Here is a 17,441-nt window from a genome sequence, read left to right as displayed (position 1 = left end):
TATATTTTTGCTAATATAAATTTTAATAAAAATGAAAATTTTAATGATTGGTGCAGGTGGCACTATTGGTAAGATAGTTACAGCGGCACTGAAAGAGCATGAAGTCATCACAGTGGGAAGAAACACCGGGACTATTATGGCTGATATCTCTTTAGAAACTGCCGTGGAAAGTTTATTTAAACAAGTATCAAATATTGATGCTGTCATTTGTACCGCTGGTGATAGTGTTACAGATAACCTGTCAGAGATGAATAAAGAGCAATTCATGGTTGGTATTCAGCAGAAGCTATGGCTACAGATTAACCTGGTACTTTCCGGTATGAAGTATCTGAAGGATAATGGTTCGTTCACACTTATATCCGGAAAAATGGGTGAATTTCCTGTTAAAGGTTCGTCGGGAAAAGCATTTGTCAATGGAGCGATCAATAGCTTTGTAATGGCTGCGGCGCAGGAAATGCCCAGAGGAATAAGACTAAATGTTATCAGCCCTTCTAAAGTTTCGGATATTGGTGGGGATGAATTAATAGAAGCTTATGTAAGATGTCTTGAAACAGAAATGAATGGGGAAATTATAAGAGTAGGTTATAATAAACAGTAATTTAAAATGAAGAATATAGTATATCTCGTCTTTACAATGTCCTTCTCTTTTGTACAGGGACAAAATAATAAAGGAATGTCAGTTTATAAGACCCAGCAGCGATTTTGGGGCACCTGGTCACTTATCTCAGTTGAAAATATAAATGCTGATGGCAGTAAAATTTCTCCTTATGGCGAACATCCCGTAGGAATGCTCATTTTTACAAAGGCAGGAAAGTACGCGATCCAGATATTAAAAGCTAATCGAAGTAAAGTTTTTGCCAATGATAAAGATAAAGCTACAACGGAAGAAAATGCGACGTTAGTGCGAGGAAATAATTCTCATTTTGGAACCTATACTATTGATGAGAATAAACAGGTAATTGTATTCAATGTCCAACATGCTTTTTATCCAAATTGGGAGGGAATTGCGCAAGTGCGTACTTATTCATTGAAAAATAATGTTCTGACGTATACTGTAACTACACCCACAAACGGGGGCGCTGCGGTGGCGAAAGTTGTATGGAAGAAAAATTAGAGGAGACATTTGCAGCCGGCAAGATTTTTATCATGACCTGCATAATGTAAAGCTAACAGCAATTTGCGCCAAATCAAGCAAAGTTTCCTTGTGAAGTGAAATAGTTGGGGATAATAGATGTTTATTCTACATTTGCGCGGTTAAAATTACGCCTATTTTATTTTCTGTCATTCTAAATCCCGATCCAATGAAATTCTCGTTAATCTGTAAACTGTCACTCCTTGCAGTGCCGCTGTATTTTGCAACAACCGGTTGTAAAAAAGTTTATATCACCAACGTCTACAGTGATTCCTGCAGAACTTGTTGCGATACTACTAAACGTGATACTACTAAACATGGTACAGTAATTCCGACTGGTCCTTATGTAGAAAAAACTGTGATGTTATTTGGTAGGCCAGCCTTTAATGGAACAAGTTACCCATACAGAGCCTTCATTGCCGGCAGATGGACTGTAAATGGTACCTGGTATACCTACAGAAGTGTGTTTTATACAACTGTCCCATTGCCTGTAAAAGATTCTTCTGTACTGAAATCCGCTAAGCTGAAGCTCTATTCTGACCCACATCCTGCTGGCAATGGCGACGGTACTGCTGCCAACCTGGGCTCAAACAATGCGTTTTACATCAGGAGAGTAAACGGCTACCAGGACATCACCACCATCAGCTCCATTGGTTGGCTTAATCAACCAGGTACCACTACTGTCAATCAGGTATTAGTGCCACATACTAATCAGGGTTACCTGGATTTGGAAGTTGATGTAACCGATATCGTAAAACAGGTAATTGCAGATGGCGATAAATCTGGTGCTCTTGGTTTTATGGCACAACTGGTAGATGAATCTGAGCAATATAACATTAGAATTTTCTGTTCAACTGACCAGGCAGATAATACTAAATTCCCACGCCTGGTGCTGCAATACAAAACGAAATAGCATATAGCAATATTGGAAAAAAGAGGTTGTATCATAAATAAATGATGCAGCCTCTTTTTTATTTTACTAATTGTCTACTACAGCGTCCTTCTATTGAGTAACCGGAAATTTCCGGGATTGTTAACATCGGTGAAAAACTGGTTAACTTCTAACTATATAGCCTATACGGGATGTCGTAATATTACATTCATTGTACGAAATGTTAACAGCTAAATATTATTTGATTCATGCCAGCGGTATATTAAAGACAATCGTTTAAAATATCAATGGATAACGGTAACGGCTCTCCGTAAAAACAGCACGCGTTACGTTATGGAACCCTTCACTAATATATAAGGTAGCATTCTTTTTACACATCAGGTATAAGCCGGATGGTTTTCCCATACAATTTAATCAACAGTATAACTGATATTGTCAGTGTATACCATGGAGACTATGGATTCGTTTTACTTATCATTTAAATAGCGTAAAAAATGAAAAAACAAACATTCAAAAAGCTCAGCCTGCGCAAAATGGAAATTGCGAGTCTAAGTCCTGAAGGACAGAAAAACTTGTGGGGAGGTACTGGTACCGGTCCTGCTGGTCCTCCCACCATAGGTGGTGGTTATACAACAGCCCCCACTGGTCCAATGCCTCCGGTAGGATCTCCCTGCCTGATCAGTAACGGATCTCCTTGTCAAATCAGCAATGGTAATGTTGGCCCTTGTTGTCCTATTTGATGCACACCCGGATCAGAAGCAAATAACATTCCTTCAGGGGTGTTATTTGCTTCTGATTGTTATGATGATTAAACAGAAAGCAATTACGTATAGTATTTATGAAACCCAAATTCCATACTATAGCACATCATTATGCTATTAATTTAGTGATTCATTTCCTTGGTTTGCACAATATTAATATGGGTCGCTTAAAAGTACGGACTGCCCTATACGAGAAAGAAGCGTTCCCGGAAACGTCTATGCAGGATATAAGCATGGAATTACAGGAATGGGGTATCCGGCATGAGCTGAAAACGGCCCCCTGTAACATTACAGATGCCATTATTTTTCCAACTATGGCTGTTATCCGGATACATGAGCAGGAGGTATTGGCAATAATAGAAAAGGTGGAAGAACAACAGATACACTTACAATATTTTTTTGCAGATACAGTCACCTGTTCTGTGACTGAGTTAACAGTGCTGCAATACCTGGACATAAAGGAAATTGTTGTTGACAAAGAATTTTGTGCAGCATGCGAGCAGGAAGATTTATCTGAGCGGGAAGCTTATGCTGATACAATTTTTGCAGTGGAAGATTTTTTGTCAGATGAGGAGTGTAATTATATGATTGATTATTGTGAACAACACAACTTGTTCAACAGAAGCATGACCGGGGCTGCGGACGGTACCAGCGAGATAACGGGGAACAGAACCAGCTACTCGGCGTTTATTACTACCAGCAGACAGGATTCATTATTTAATGACATCATAGAACGAGCGGCTGACTTGATGGAAGTGGAAACAGCACGCATTGAAGATTTACAGTGTGTACGTTATGGAGAAGGGCAGGAATTTAAACCACATTTTGACTCTTTCGAAACAGGAGTGAAACGCAAGGCTACTCTTTTGGTTTATCTGAATGATAATTTCGAAGGAGGGGAAACAATATTCCCGGAAATAGGTTTTAGTGTAAGTCCTAAGAAGGGAATGGCTTTGTCCTTTGTAAATCTTGATGAACAGAACAAGGATCTGATCTATTCCTTGCATGGGGGAGCACCTGTAACAGCAGGCACAAAGTTCGCCTGTAATATATGGATCCATTTGTGATATTGCAGGATATAGGAAAATGGTTTGAGAAATAATCCGAACAGGCTCACAGACAGCTTTCAAACTGAGACGTAAATTTCGTTTAAAGATTTTGGAGAAAAAAGAAAAGGCTGTTTCTATTAGTTGAAAATCCACTTAATAGAACAGCCTTGGCAACAAATGGAGAAAGCCGGTTGATGTGTTGTTATTAGTCGAGGAAGGAAAACTTATCCTCAAATATTTTTCCCACTACCGGGATAGGTTTCTTTTGTTCGTTGACAGCATTGATGATACCGAATATCCAGAGGATAAACAACGCGAGGCCGATATAGGTAAGGAAGTAAAGCGAAGGTATCATCGCCACAATGACGGTAAGGATAATGTTGATGAGGACTGACAATATAAAAATGCCCAGGCCTTGTTTAAGGTGGTAAGCGACCAGATCACTTTTAGGGGAGAGATCTTTGCTTTTGGCATAGGCAATTACCCATCCGATAATTGTCACATAACTCAGGATAGAAATGGTTTTGTTATTCATTGTTTAGATCATTTGCTGCCAAAGGTAGCCATGGCGGCAAATGTGGGTATCGTCATTTTAATTTCTGCTGCTTTGGCTTTGTATCCGTCGTTATCCGTCTTTCATGAGTTTGAAAAAAGCTTCTTTATTGCCCCTTGATATGGGAACTGCTGTATTGTCTTCCATTTGCACGAGGCCTTCCCGGGAATAGCTGACGATATAATTGATATTGATCAGATGCGACTGGTGTACCCTGAAAAAATCCGGTGGCAGCAGGATATCTTCATAGTTTTTCAATGGTCTGGAAACGATAATTTTTTTTCCGTCAGTGAAATAGAAGGTAGTATAGGAGCCGGATGTTTCGCAGCGCAGGATCTGATCGATCTTGACCACATGCATCGCTTCCTGCGTAGGGAGGATGAGTCTTTTCGGCGTTTTATCCAGATTGCTGTTTAATTCCGTGAGTTGCTTTTCTGCGAGAAAACGTTCCTGTAGGTTAGCAATCCGGTCCAGCGCCATTTTAAGTTCTTCTGCATCGATGGGCTTTAGCAGGTAGTCAATAGCGCTGAATTTAAAGGCCCGGACAGCGTGTTCTTCATAGGCCGTTGTGAATATAAGATGAAATGCCCGGTGGGAAACGTTGTTGAGTACATCGAATCCGGTTCCCTCTTTCAGCATAATATCCATAAATACAAGATCGGGTTTGAGCCTGTCGATGAGTTTCACTGCTTCATCCGCCCTTTCGGCATATCCAACGATCTGTACATCTTCCGGGGCCACCATCTCTATCAGGATGGAAAGGGCTTCCCGCAGGTGATATTCGTCTTCTACTATAATCGCTTTGTACATCATGTTATGATAGGGGAATATATAATATTACAATACAGCCTTGTCCTTCGGTGGTTACATCCCGTTCTCTGATCTCAAGACGGGTGTGTGGATTGTCTCTAAGCATCAGTTGCAGGCGTTCATCCGTTATCTTTGTTGACAGGGAACGGTGTGCGTTATTTGTTTTGCGGTGTCTGGACTCTGTCAGCCCGATGCCATTATCTGTAATGGTACAGACAAGAATATGATCAGTGGCGTTTTCTTCAAAGTGTATGTTCAACAAGCCACGATGCGGGGATGCCAGCGGTTTTAATCCATGTTCAATGGCATTTTCCACAAAAGGTTGTATCAATAGTGGCGGGATGCGCAGCTGCTGGTCCACGGCTTCGTCGCAGGTAATGTGGTGATCGAAGCTTTTGTTCAATCGCAGCTGTTGTAGTTCGATGTAGTTTTTCAGCGTTTCGATTTCTTCCGTCAGCGTAATGTTTTCCATTCGGGAGTGCTCAAGCACCTGCCGGCTCAACCGCGCGAATTTGGACAAATAGGTAACGGCCAGCGTGTTGTCTTGCTGAAGGATCATGCCCTGAATATTTCCCAGTGCATTAAAAATAAAATGGGGGTCCATCTGTGATTGTAACAATCGCCTTTCGAGTGAAAGTTTGTCAGCAAGGTTTTCCAGCGTTTCTTTTTCCATGAGCTGCATCCTGAGCTGATCGTTCGCCTGTTGCTGCTGCAGAACATCTTCCCTGTTCTGATAATACCGCTGCCGGTAATAATAAGACCGATACATAAATACAAGTCCTATCAGCAGCACCGCCGAAATACCATATCCCAGCAGCTTGTTTTTCTTCTGCAATTGATTTTCCTGTTCCAATTGTCTGATCCGGGTGTTCTTTTTGTCAGACTCAAACCTGGCATCGGCATTTTGTAACATACGCTGGGTGGATTCATCATATTTGAGCTGGTTATATCTGGCAAACGGAATATCGTAGGTGTGATAAGCAGCATAGTCTTTTTCACGGGCAGCAAGGTCTTTGAGGGATCCGTAGAAGGATGCCAGCATATAATTGTCTTTATAGGGAAGGGTCTGTTGATAGGCGATTCCTTCCTTGAACAGGTGTTCGGCTATTCTGTATTCACCTTTTTCCATGTGATACTGTCCACGTAGTCCGATAGCGCTCCGGTAGATGTTTTTAAGGTCAAATTGCCGGGCGATGGCAGTGGCTTTTTCCAGATAGGATAAAAATGCAGGCTCGTCGATAGGCTTGGGGCCATTCATATAAAGCACGGCAAGGTTGATATATGCGACGCCGATATTACTCTTGCTGATGATCCTTTTTTCGTCTTTTTCTGCGAGGGCTATGGTCTGTCTGAAAAAAGCAATGGCATCCAGCCATTGGTCAGGGTTGCCTGAAGCGACACGGTCCAGCAGGTAGCTGCCAACTGCAAGGCGGGCATGAAGTATATTTTCAGGATCGCCTGATTTCTCTGCATATGCGAGTGCCGTATCAGCATACTTTTTTACTTTTTCTTCTGAGCCAGGGGAGAAGAGGTAGGAGATATCGGATCCGATTTTGGCACAATGGTCGTAGGCTTCCAGCCGGACAAAGCGTCCATAGGCTTCCAGAAGATAATCCAGCGCCCCGGATTTGTCGTCTATGTATGACTTCAGCGCCCCCATAGCCCAGGACGCAAAGGCTTTTGCCCGGTCATCGGTGGTGGTGCCGGCAATATGCCAGGACTGTTCGGCATATCGGGTGAATTCCTTCAGGTGTAACAGGCGCCTGTGGGTCATGGCCAGATAGGCGTAACAAATAGCCTGATCGGCGCTGCTCTTTTTTTCTTCGGCAAGCCGGAGGGCATTCAGCTGTATTTGTATGCTGGCAGTTGAGTCGGTAAACCGTTTGGCATAACCTTCTCTTGCATTTTTTTCACAGATGGAAATTTCCTGCGCCCTGACTGTGCCGGACAACAGGATACCGTATATAACGCTGCAGCATAACAGCCACCATATATTTAAGCATCTTTTTACAGACATATAGGCAAATAATGGCTAAGATATAGATTGTATCAGGACCTGCAAAATATAGCGGCGTTATGTTTTGCAGGCTATTAAACGCCGGAATTTCTCCGTTTACCGGATTTCCGGGGTATTCTTCCAAACAACAAATCAAAGTGAACAAATGCCAATTGATGACAGGCGGCCTGTATGCAAATTTTTAATCTTGTTAAAAATATTCATCTATGAAAATTAAGTTTTGGGGTTTTGTACTGGCTTTTCTCTATCTTTCTGTTGAAACAGTCTCCGCACAGTACTCAGAGGAAAAACGCATAAGAATGGAAGTCACGGTGAAGGAGGGAGGCAAACAGGTGATTGCTGCTGCAAGGTCTTTCACGGTTTCCTTCAACAGGGCAAATGAACCTGTAAAGGATTCGACAAATAAAAGCCTTTCTGCGGCTGGACCATCCCGGGGGCATTACCTGTCAATAGATTTCGAGAAGCAGGATATCCAATTATTGCGCGCTTTCATGCAAAATAAAGGTGGTCTCGACGGTCAGATAATTGTGACAGACTCGTACGGAAAGCTCCCTTCCAGAAAGATTGAGTTTAAATTGGCTGTGCTGGAGACGATGAATGATCAGGTTACAGGCGACTACGGTAGCGCTTTTATGACACTGAACTGTGAAGGCCTGATTATTGACGGTGTGAAACTTGAATATTAACAATAAAATAAAAATGGAAACCACAGGGTATAAATTCCGGGAGCCGGAAACACTGGGCGTATTGAGCACAAAGGGTTTTGTAGATGGACTGCAGCCTGTGCTACGTGTAGTACATGAACATGATGGATATTGGCAATTTCTTACAACAGAATTTCTGAACGTTACCACAGAGGAAGAGTTGATCGCCGCAGAAGAGGGAGCCGTATTGGTCTGCCTGCGTGACGTGGTGGCACTGGATACTACGCTCAATGAGGTGGCAGATCTGGCTTGTGGAGAATTTGCAGACCGCAGATTTCCGGGAGACGATTGGGTTCGTTTGGCTTATGAGCAGGAAGATGACAACTGATATGATAATGGAGTTGAAAAAAAGATAAATTTATTTTATATCGATATGGAATTTCTACCGACCGTCAAAAAAGAAGCTATTGAAGCTGCCCGTGAAGATGAATGGGATTTTATCTATGCAGTACTGGAACCGTATCAGGATGCCATAGAGGAAGCAGAAGATGAAGAAACAATTCTTGATCAGTTGAGCGATGACCAACATGTTCTGCTGATCTATGATGCACTTTACGGACAGGTCACCAATGGGGGCTTTTTACAGCTGATACATAATGGTTATGGACAGTTTGTTTTTGAAAATTCTTTTATTGATGATCTTCAAAGATGGTCCCTGAGCGAAACGGCTGCCCTTCTCAGAAAGGCAGAAGGCATTTATGTGGAGAATAAGGCATTTCTGGAACAGGAAAGGGAGTTGGAGGAGTTCTCCCTGCTGTATAAGAAATTCACCAGCTTTGAACCTTTGGACAGCGCTTTCTATGACATCATGGACGGCGAGGTGACACGATTCAGGAATTATATTGAAACACATCTTACTACATTTATTAAGTTGGTATAGTGATGCAAAGCCCCAATAAATCATTATATGCAGTACAAAATATCTTTGTTAACCGGTCTCATTTTACTTACCGCTTCATTATACAAATTGAACCGGTCCATTGATTTCATTGGCAGAAGTGAACAGGCCACTGGTATCGTTATCTCGCTGGAGGATGACGGTGATGGTGCTTACTCTCCGGTTTTTGTGGTAAAAATGAAAGAAAACGAGGTGATTTACAACCACCCGGTTGCCAATGGCCCACCAACCTGGGATATCGGAGAAGAAGCCATCTTTCTGTATGATCCCGGAGATCCGGATTCTGTTACGATGAAGGATTATTTTCTGCTTTTCAGCTGGGCTATCGTTTTTATGGCCATCGCTATTCCGTTGATTATTGTCGGTTTGGGTTACTATTTGCTTAGTCCGCTGATGAGATTACAGGGTAAAAGCTATACTGGAAAATTGAATGGAAATTGCTGATAATTACATAAACTATTTAATGTTAAGCAGATGATCCTATATCTCATTTTGGTAATCGTTGGCGGTTTATTATTATTCTGTGCTGTAAGGAGTCTCATAGGTAGGCTGGCATTTGTAAAAGGTGGCGAGCGGGCAGTTGGCACCGTTGTTCAGCTTGTTGAAAAAAAAGATGATGAGGGTACGTGTTATTTTTATCCTGTTTTCGATATCCATACTCGTCAGCAGAAAACAATTACGTATAGGCATGGAACGGGTTCTTCTCCCGCAGCATGGCAGGTAGGGGAGACAGCTGCATTCATATTCGAACCTGGTAAACCGTATACTGTAAGGTTCGTCAATTTCTGGGGCCTTTTTTGGTGGCCCCTGAGTCTGATGGCCCTGGCGGTAGATCTTCTGATGATTGGCGGTGGTTATTTCCTGCTGTACCGCTATTTTGGCGCTTAGTATACTGGGGCGCCATCCCGGCACCAGCATTGAAAAATCCTATGAAAACAAATTTTATTTTTTAGCCGGTGGCGGTGACATTTTTGGGGGCATCTGCTCGTATTGATACATCAGATTAATTTTCCCATCTTTATCAAACCGCCATGTTTCCTGCAGTTCCCTGGTTATCTTTTTTCCTTTTGAATCTGTTGAATGCTCCCGGGTCCATATCAGTACCCAATCCTCTTTTTTATCCTTGCTTCTGAGCGGTACCCAGGCATGAATAGAATCAACGAGATCGCCCTTCTGTGCTCTCATCTTTTTACCAAGAGCAAAAAGGCTGTCCCTGCTGCCGGAAAAGACAGCACCGTCGGAAAAAAAGATGGTGTCCATTTCTGCGAAAGAACTCTTGGAATTGTCGAGTGTGTTGTTGTCCCAGTTTTTGAACAATTCGAGAAGTATTTGTGCTTTTTTTGCATCGCCGATCTCAAAGTCAGAAGAATAGGTTGCTGTGTAAGGATATGTCAGGCTTTCCTGTTTTGCGGACTCTGCATCGGATGTCTTCGTAGCTTCCATTTTTGATTTGATGTTGGAGTTACAGGCTGCTAAAAAAGCAATCGCTGCAAAAAGGCAGATTGTTCTCATAAAAGTCGTTTCTAAGTTTTAAATAATAATACCTTATAGACTAAAGAGTTTGGTAAATACTCCTGACTTCCAGAATAGATAACAATAAGATAGTTCCAATAGTTGAAAGAAATACAGCTATAATTCGCAGACTCTGCCCAAACCTGTTCGGGTTTTTAGCAGGTTAATTTTAGTAAAGAAGTGGTTAACATTGATGCTAGCCACGATAGCAATAGTCAATACATTTACACGGTTGGAATTAAGTGTATAGCTTACCAGTTTGGTGAGCTGATTTTTTTTATAGCATTACTATGCTGGTACTAAACGATAATGAAATTGGTGGTCTCCTTTCATCAGAGGAAGTGATAGCCACAGTAGAAGCAGCGCTGGTTGCCAATGAGCAGCATAGCTGTGTTGTTCCCAAACGTATGCACATTGACTGGGGAGAAAATACTTTTCTTTCCATGCCCTCTTTTTCAGAGACCTATTTCGGGACTAAACTGGTATCTGTTGTACCGGCAAATAGAAGCCAGCAACTGGCTGTAACCAATGGAGCAATGTTGCTGAATGATGCATGTACCGGTTTTCCGCTGGCCATTATGAATGCCGCAAAACTGACAGCATTGCGTACCGGGGCGCTGGGAGCAATAGGAATCAAATATATGACCCCTCCTGATATTGATTCTATCGGATTAATAGGATGCGGCGTACAGGGTATACAGCAGGCTGTTTTTGCCGCTGTTGTTCGGCCACTGAAAAAAATATACTGCTTGCAGCGGTCAGCAGCCGGTATGACTACATTTACCGCAGCGCTCAGGAAGTACAGTCCGTCAGTGCAGATTGTTCCCTGCAGTGATGTTGTCACTATCCTGCAACAGACAGATGTGATTGTTGCTGCCAGCCGTTCAGCTACCCCGGTTTTACCGGATGATGCATCTTTGCTGGAGAACAAACATTTTATCAGTATTGGTTCCTACAAACCCGATATGCAGGAATTGCCGGATCATGTTTTCCGGTTATCAGGGAAGTTGGCGATTGATTCTGTGTTTGCTAAAGTAGAAACAGGCGATATCATTAATCCATTACGAAAAGGAATTTTGCAGGAAGAAGATGTGTTCACTATCGGAAAACTATTAACGGGTGAGGTTAAGGTGGATGTAACCCGTACTACCGCATACAAATCTGCTGGTATGGCCCTTTTTGACCTGTTCATGGCAAAAGCCCTGTACGAAGCGGCCCAGGCAAGGAACATCGGGACCAACATCCCTTTTTAGACAGTAATTTGTTTCATCCCTTCTTTATCAATCAAAAATTTCATGTTAAATGCAAATGCTGCTTAATAATCTGCATTGGGAATCTCCTGCCCAATGGTTAAAGATAGGAACGATAGACATGCACACCGGTGGTGAACCCTTACGTGTTTTTGTTTCCGGATTGCCTCCAATAGCAGGATTGACCGTTCTTGAAAAGAGGAGGTACTTCAAGGAACACCTGGATTTTATACGAACGGGCACTATGTGGGAGCCTCGTGGCCATGCGGATATGTATGGAGCCGTGATCACTGAATCTGCAGATGCAGATATGGATGTTTTTTTCCTGCATAATGAAGGCTACAGCACCATGTGTGGGCACGCTATTATTGCACTGACCAAGCTGGCGTTGGAAACGGGTATTGTCAGAAAAGAAGGGCGAAATCCTGAGCTGACTATCAATGTGCCTGCCGGTAAAATTTTTGCCCATGCCACTATGGAGAATGGGAAAGTAAGTAACGTTGCCTTCCGTAATGTACCTTCCTTTTTGTATTTGTCTGATCAGGAAATAATGGTTTCTGGTATCGGTAATGTAAAGTTTGATGTGGCCTATGGTGGTGCTTTCTATGCATTTGTGGATGTGGAGAACCTGCCACTTAGCCTGGATGCCGCCCACTACAACCAGCTGATTGATTATGGACGTCGGATCAAATACGCAGTCATGAGCAATTTTGATATCAGGCATCCATTTGAAGAAGACCTGAGTTTTTTGTATGGCACCATTTTCACAGGGAAAGCCCTGAAAGAGGGGCATCATAGCCGTAATGTATGCATTTTTGCAGAAGGAGAAGTGGACCGCTCTGCTACCGGCTCCGGGGTGAGCGCGCGTGCGGCATTGCATCATGCCAAAGGCGAATTAAAGCTCAATGAAACTATTATAATAGAAAGTATCACAGGTAGCACCATGGGGGTAACTGTCAGAGAACTGACCAATTTTGGCGACTATCGCGCAGTAATACCGGAAGTGAGCGGAACAGCCTTTGTTACCGGACAACATACCTTTTATTTTGACCCGGAAGATCCGTTTAGAGAAGGATTTATTTTCAGATAACGACCTTTTCGGATACTATATCAGGAGATTTACGGGAAAAAAATAAAATTTTTCGCTGCACATGTCCAAAATACGACAGCCCGGTTGTTGTATAGTTGTAAGATGCCTGATAAGGCTTTCTATTTTAGACTATTAAAATTTACATGGACATGATCACAGTACAGGTTACTTATACAGTAAAACCGGAATTTGTAGCGAAGAATAAAGAAAACATTCAACGATTCCTGGCAGATTTCAAAAAAATGGACGATTCCGCCTTTTGGTACCATATTTCTCTGATGGATGACGGTGTTACCTTCTCGCATTTCTCAGCCTACCGGGATGAGAAGATTCAGCAGGAGGTGCTGAATGTAGCGTCCTTCAAGGCTTTTCAGCAGGAGCGGGATGAGAGCGGTCTCAATGGCTCTCACGCGGTGAAAGTGCTGGAGTTTGTCGGAGCTTCTTCGGGTAAACTGATGCCCGGTCAGCCTTTGTAAAAAGACAAATACAATCCCCGGGAACCAAACAGGTCTCCCGGGGATTGTTTTATGGTAGCTCGTGATTTTCCCCGAATCCTTTATGCTGAACAGATATCTTTCCGCCTATGGCACACTGGCAGTAAGATTCCGTGGTGAGGATCCTTAAATCATTAATCGTGTCTTTGGACGTGGTTTTATCCCAGGCTGTAGGGGCGGGCACACACTGACTGCGGGTAATGGAGCACATACCGAAATTGGGTATGTTCACCTCCGGCGCAATATCCTGTTCGGTGGCAATCAGCTTGTTTTCGGCCATGCAGAATTGTTGGCTCGTAACTTTTAATGACGAGGGCTTGACGCCCTTGTCACATGTCAGTATAGCCTTTTCCGTTATCTTTTGGGGCATATTATTTCGTGGAGTTTGCCTGTTGTGATTTCAGATATTCATTGAATGGGTTAGCCCGCTGTTTTAAATAATAGGAACTTTTGAACAATGTCTCTCCGCTGTTGCCATCCACCAGAATATAGTTTATTTTCATGTTGTTCTCTTTGGAAGCCAGCTTTACCTCATAAAAAGGGCGGTTGCTCAGTTTTTCATATTGAAACCGGCTTACTGAATTGCCGGGTGTTTTAAGTGTCAGATCAACGAAATATTCTTTTTTTATTTTATCGATCAGCTTATCTAAAGAGAAATGATAGGGCTGGTCCATATCAGTTTCCTTTACAAAGCTACCATTGGCGTCATACTCTTTCCACTTACCGGTATTAAAATCATAAAAGAGTTGCCCTTCCTTTTTCAGAACATCATTGAGATGGTACTCATAGTAGGTGGTATAGGCAGTAGGGTATTTGTTTATTTTTTCCACATAGCCGTGATGCTGTGTTTTATTGATGAGCTGTACCAGGTTGCCGTTGCTAAGCCGGTAGGAGCCTGTTTTTTCATCTACAGGCAGATTTTTATATAGCGCTTCATTGAATCGTTTCATTGTGTCTTGTTTTTGATTTTTAATAGGCTGATTTCCCTGACTTACACAACTGGATGTGTAAAGTAGTAGCGACATTACCGATAAAAAAAATCCGTTCATGATAGTATCAAATTTTAGTGTTTATTATCTTCCATTGCCAGTGCCAGGAGGTAATAGCAACAGACTGATAACTCATGATATTGTCTGTTGCATCCGTTGGATTGGCTGCCGGCTGGAGTGAAGAGGCGATAGCATTTGGATAGATATACCTGTATCCCGGCATGTCCACTGGAATACCATCACGATGGGTATGACATAAGCCGAGCCCATGAAATGTTTCATGGTTCAGGGTACAATCATCTCCGCCTCCGCTCAGGGTGAACATGATAACATTGGTTTTGCCGATATCCTGTACTGCTCCCAAAACGCCGGGTATATTGGACTCTACTCCAAAGACGAAAATAGTAAAATATCCTCTCTTGTATTGCTGGTTTTTGGGTTTGCCGTGAGCGTCCTTATCGTTAAAAAACGCCTTTTGAACATCGGGGTACAAGGTTGGATTAGCGCGGTTGGGATTATTTTTGTCCAGATAGGCAATATTATTGCCGTCAACATGTTGTCCGCCATTTTGAAAGTCGGCCACTCCGGTCAGATCGAGGGTTGTTTCAACAATGGTGGGAACAATCAGTGCCTGGTGTAGTGCATTATACAGGTTTATTTTTTCCTGTCCTTTGAACCGGCCCTGCGCGATGGCGTTGATATTGGTGTCAATACCCACCAGAGCGAAGTTACGTTGTCGCCTTGCTTTTTTGCCGTTGCGCAGCACTCTTATTTTCCCTGCCAGTCTTCTGGCGGCCAGTTGTTCTGCCTTGCTTTTGGCCGTGATGCCCTGAGGGTATGCATAAATGCGGATCTCACTATCCCGGTCGAAGTCTTTCAGGCAGGTGATTTTGATGGTGGTGCTGGCGCTTTGTTTAAGTCCGCCGGTTACATTTTTATCTGACAGTGTGGTTTTGTCCAGTGAAAACACTTTGGTGTCAAACTCAAATTCCAGTTTGTCCAGGTTTTCCTCTATATCCACCAACACCCTTAAAGTGGCTTCATATTTAGGTTTGACGGCTCCTGCCGGCAGTGTAAGGGTATTGACGAACTCCTGGGAGAAAAGCGTGAGATAAGGCACAAAGTATTCTGCAGATGGCGCCTTAACAGGAGGGGGTGAGCCTGCCGGCGGTGCTTTCCGCTCGATGGGCAGGGTTAAATACTCTTTCTTCAGTTTGTCAAAAGCCTCTGTTTTGGTAAGGTCCCTGCGATTACCACTGGCGTCTGTCAGTGTTGAGTAGCCCCCTTCTATGATTTTCTCATAGGCGGGTTCGGTAGTCAGCCCGTTGTCGTCTATACGAAGCCAGTCAAACCCGAATTCTCCTGCGTAGGCCGTTTCCGGCCGGAAGTGTACAACGGCCAGCGCCACTTTTTCGGGCTTCGACTTCAGGAATTTATCGGCGACATTGGTATGAGCATTGCCTTGCGCTCCTTTGATCTCGGTTTTCCCTTTGGAATTGAGGGTAGCTACGGTATCTGAGTGCAGGAACAGTTTCTTTTCTCCCGAGAGGTACATCTCAGGGCTTTCAAATTTCAGTTCCGTCAGCGTATTGAACAGGGCCGTTCCTGCCTGTGTATGCAGGTAGTTGGATACGATCTGGTTCATGAACGGCGTTTGTATAAAAAGCTGGTTCATGGCGAGCAGCAGGGCCTTGTTGCCGATAATATGGCTAAAGTCGTTCCCGACATTGATTTCCATATTTTGGCCGGCATTCAGCTGTATATCCTGCCCTGCATTGATACGAATGTTATGGGGTGCCTGTACACTGATATTTCCGTTGCCGTCCATAAACCAGGTGTTGCCGCTGGGGTCTTCCACAAATACGGATCCGGCGGCATCGTCCATACGGATTTTGGTTCCGCTACGCGTCTGTATCGTCTTTATATCGTTACCAGGATTACTGAAGCTGTTACCGGCGCGGCCGTGGTAGACGGTCCCCAGCACATAGGGCTTTATAGGATTGTCTCCTTCAAAACCGATGATCACTTCTTCCTCCAGCTCCGGAATGAAGAAGATGCCTTTGCCGCCGCCGGCATGGGAAGACATAACGCGTATCCACGGTGTCTTCTCTTCTCCGTTCATCCAGTGGAATTTTACACGGACCCTGCCCAGGCCCTGCGGGTCGTGGTTGTCTGTGACGATGGCACTTTGCGCCTCACAGACCGGGGATTCCGGGATCGCTACCGGTGGCAGCTGGATGGAGGAGGGGATGGCAGTGAACTGGTTGCTGTAATCCCCTTTGGTATCTACAAAATGATTGATTTCAGTGATCAGGTATTCACCATATTCCTCCGCATCGCCATTAAACACATTCATATTGGCTATTTCAGCTTTGTTGCCGATGGCAAGGCCCGGATGCCCGCTTTTCCCTGTCAGATGGATCATTCGGGTGCTTTCCATGGCGTTGCGCAGGGTAGCCATTTCATCCTGTTGTTTTTTGCTGTCGGCAAAGCGGAAATTCCATTGTTTGGGTTGGGTGGCATATATGGTCTGCGCTTTCTCATACACCTTTTCGCCGAGGGAGTTTAATCCCGCTTTCTGATGGATGCTTTCACTGAGCGGACGGCTGGTATGCAGCTGGCTGCTTTGGTAGTCCCAGCCCATATATTGCATCCCGGCTGGTCTGGCATTGAGGTTGATGCTGAAGTGGCTAAGGTGGCTGCCATAAAACAGTTTGGTTTTGTCAGTCCCGTCCGGAGGGCCGATAACGAGGTTACGGCCATCCCAGAAAAGCCATTCCCCGCATTCGGCCGTCAGCCGCTGCAGGAAGGCCCATGCTGTTTCCTTGTATTGGACCATGTATTCAAATGGCTCCCTGTACAATGGCTGCACTTTGGGCGCCAGCTGTTGTTGCGGAAAAAACTTTAAGATGTCCTGGGCAATACTCTTCAGATTTTTTTGCTCCCAGGTCTTGCAGTGTGGGCCGCTGTCCAGCATCACGGTAGGACTGTGGCCGGAGATAATAACCTCTCCGTAGTCGCCGTTGACCCTCGAGGTTTCAATGCCTGTAATAATACCATTAAACAACAAATCTCCTTTGAGTCCCACACCGGAGATATGCGCTTCAAAAGCGCTGCCGATCATCTCGCGGGAAGACGAGAACAGGCCACTCACACCGTCAATGGTTTGTGCAGGACAAACAAATGTGAACTGGTGATGGTCAAAGATGCGCTGGTGGAGCGAAAAGGAGGTGAATTGTGCTACGGGGTTACCACCTATGCTGAACGTTGCATTGGTAAGTTGGGCCATA

The 17,441-nt window shown here is 43.9% G+C and carries 20 protein-coding genes; 13 read left to right on the top strand and 7 right to left on the bottom strand.

Translation table 11 applies throughout. The annotated features are described in order from the left end of the window. The first annotated feature begins 31 nt into the window (after positions 1–31). The 5 genes from KD145_RS04550 (at position 32) to KD145_RS04530 (ending at position 3,852) form a co-directional block, all read left to right on the top strand. Positions 32–598, top strand: coding sequence for a short chain dehydrogenase (locus KD145_RS04550; RefSeq protein WP_212004725.1), 567 nt, complete (start codon positions 32–34; stop codon positions 596–598). A 6-nt stretch (positions 599–604) separates the two neighbouring features. Beyond that, positions 605–1,114 carry a lipocalin-like domain-containing protein gene (locus tag KD145_RS04545; protein WP_212004724.1) on the top strand — a complete coding sequence of 170 codons (510 nt, stop codon included), beginning with the start codon at positions 605–607 and terminating at the stop codon, positions 1,112–1,114. Between the two features lie 187 nt (positions 1,115–1,301). Then, positions 1,302–2,045: a hypothetical protein gene (locus tag KD145_RS04540; protein WP_212004723.1), complete on the top strand. Its 744-nt coding sequence runs from the start codon at positions 1,302–1,304 to the stop codon at positions 2,043–2,045. Between the two features lie 473 nt (positions 2,046–2,518). Beyond that, complete coding sequence (locus tag KD145_RS04535; protein ID WP_212004722.1) at positions 2,519–2,764, top strand: class I lanthipeptide; 246 nt, start codon at positions 2,519–2,521, stop codon at positions 2,762–2,764. A gap of 98 nt (positions 2,765–2,862) precedes the next feature. Then, on the top strand, positions 2,863–3,852 hold the full coding sequence (locus KD145_RS04530) for a 2OG-Fe(II) oxygenase (RefSeq protein WP_212004721.1): 990 nt from the start codon (positions 2,863–2,865) through the stop codon (positions 3,850–3,852). 187 nt (positions 3,853–4,039) lie between these two features. On the opposite strand, the gene KD145_RS04525 is transcribed toward KD145_RS04530, so the two are convergent. From KD145_RS04525 to KD145_RS04515, 3 genes are all read right to left on the bottom strand, one after another. Beyond that, entirely contained in the window at positions 4,040–4,369 is a 330-nt protein-coding gene (locus KD145_RS04525; RefSeq protein WP_212004720.1) for a DUF4870 domain-containing protein, read from the bottom strand. Positions 4,370–4,459: 90 nt separating this feature from the next. Continuing rightward, positions 4,460–5,200, bottom strand: coding sequence for a LytTR family DNA-binding domain-containing protein (locus tag KD145_RS04520; RefSeq protein ID WP_212004719.1), 741 nt, complete (start codon positions 5,198–5,200; stop codon positions 4,460–4,462). A gap of 1 nt (position 5,201) precedes the next feature. Further along, complete coding sequence (locus tag KD145_RS04515) at positions 5,202–7,214, bottom strand: sensor histidine kinase (RefSeq protein WP_212004718.1); 2,013 nt, start codon at positions 7,212–7,214, stop codon at positions 5,202–5,204. 206 nt (positions 7,215–7,420) lie between these two features. Between KD145_RS04515 and KD145_RS04510 the strand changes: the two genes are divergently transcribed. From KD145_RS04510 to KD145_RS32555, 5 genes are read left to right on the top strand one after another with little or no spacing between them, the layout of a single operon-like run. Next, positions 7,421–7,900 (top strand): hypothetical protein, encoded by a 480-nt coding sequence (locus tag KD145_RS04510; RefSeq protein WP_212004717.1) that lies wholly within the window; start codon positions 7,421–7,423, stop codon positions 7,898–7,900. Between the two features lie 13 nt (positions 7,901–7,913). Next, the gene (locus KD145_RS04505; protein ID WP_212004716.1) at positions 7,914–8,246 is read left to right on the top strand and encodes a hypothetical protein; all 333 of its coding nucleotides are present in this window, start codon (positions 7,914–7,916) and stop codon (positions 8,244–8,246) included. Between the two features lie 45 nt (positions 8,247–8,291). Then, the gene (locus tag KD145_RS04500; RefSeq protein WP_212004715.1) at positions 8,292–8,798 is read left to right on the top strand and encodes a DMP19 family protein; all 507 of its coding nucleotides are present in this window, start codon (positions 8,292–8,294) and stop codon (positions 8,796–8,798) included. 27 nt (positions 8,799–8,825) lie between these two features. Then, entirely contained in the window at positions 8,826–9,260 is a 435-nt protein-coding gene (locus tag KD145_RS04495; protein ID WP_212004714.1) for a DUF3592 domain-containing protein, read from the top strand. Positions 9,261–9,290: 30 nt separating this feature from the next. After that, positions 9,291–9,704, top strand: coding sequence for a DUF3592 domain-containing protein (locus KD145_RS32555; protein ID WP_212004713.1), 414 nt, complete (start codon positions 9,291–9,293; stop codon positions 9,702–9,704). 54 nt (positions 9,705–9,758) lie between these two features. Here KD145_RS32555 and KD145_RS04485 read toward each other — a convergent pair whose 3' ends face one another. Next, on the bottom strand, positions 9,759–10,328 hold the full coding sequence (locus KD145_RS04485) for a hypothetical protein (RefSeq protein WP_212004712.1): 570 nt from the start codon (positions 10,326–10,328) through the stop codon (positions 9,759–9,761). Between the two features lie 290 nt (positions 10,329–10,618). On the opposite strand from KD145_RS04485, the gene KD145_RS04480 reads away from it, so the two are divergent. The 3 genes from KD145_RS04480 to KD145_RS04470 all read left to right on the top strand — a co-directional run bounded on the left by KD145_RS04480 (position 10,619) and on the right by KD145_RS04470 (position 13,144). Beyond that, a complete protein-coding gene (locus KD145_RS04480) occupies positions 10,619–11,581 on the top strand; it encodes an ornithine cyclodeaminase family protein (protein ID WP_212004711.1) in 963 nt (320 codons plus the stop codon). A gap of 49 nt (positions 11,582–11,630) precedes the next feature. Next, positions 11,631–12,668, top strand: a complete 1,038-nt coding sequence (locus tag KD145_RS04475; protein WP_212004710.1) for a proline racemase family protein — start codon at positions 11,631–11,633, stop codon at positions 12,666–12,668. A gap of 149 nt (positions 12,669–12,817) precedes the next feature. Then, a complete protein-coding gene (locus KD145_RS04470) occupies positions 12,818–13,144 on the top strand; it encodes a hypothetical protein (RefSeq protein WP_212004709.1) in 327 nt (108 codons plus the stop codon). Positions 13,145–13,193: 49 nt separating this feature from the next. Here KD145_RS04470 and KD145_RS04465 read toward each other — a convergent pair whose 3' ends face one another. From KD145_RS04465 to KD145_RS04455, 3 genes are all read right to left on the bottom strand, one after another. Continuing rightward, complete coding sequence (locus KD145_RS04465) at positions 13,194–13,532, bottom strand: DUF4280 domain-containing protein (RefSeq protein ID WP_212004708.1); 339 nt, start codon at positions 13,530–13,532, stop codon at positions 13,194–13,196. A gap of 1 nt (position 13,533) precedes the next feature. After that, positions 13,534–14,112, bottom strand: coding sequence for a hypothetical protein (locus tag KD145_RS04460; RefSeq protein ID WP_212004707.1), 579 nt, complete (start codon positions 14,110–14,112; stop codon positions 13,534–13,536). Positions 14,113–14,218: 106 nt separating this feature from the next. After that, a complete protein-coding gene (locus KD145_RS04455; RefSeq protein WP_212004706.1) occupies positions 14,219–17,440 on the bottom strand; it encodes a type VI secretion system Vgr family protein in 3,222 nt (1,073 codons plus the stop codon). Between the last annotated feature and the right edge of the window lies 1 nt (position 17,441).

Origin of the sequence: Chitinophaga sp. HK235 (assembly GCF_018255755.1) — a bacterium.
GTDB lineage: Bacteria > Bacteroidota > Bacteroidia > Chitinophagales > Chitinophagaceae > Chitinophaga.
The sequence above is the reverse complement of the archived record's forward strand: the minus strand, read 5'-3'. Positions and strand labels throughout refer to the sequence as shown.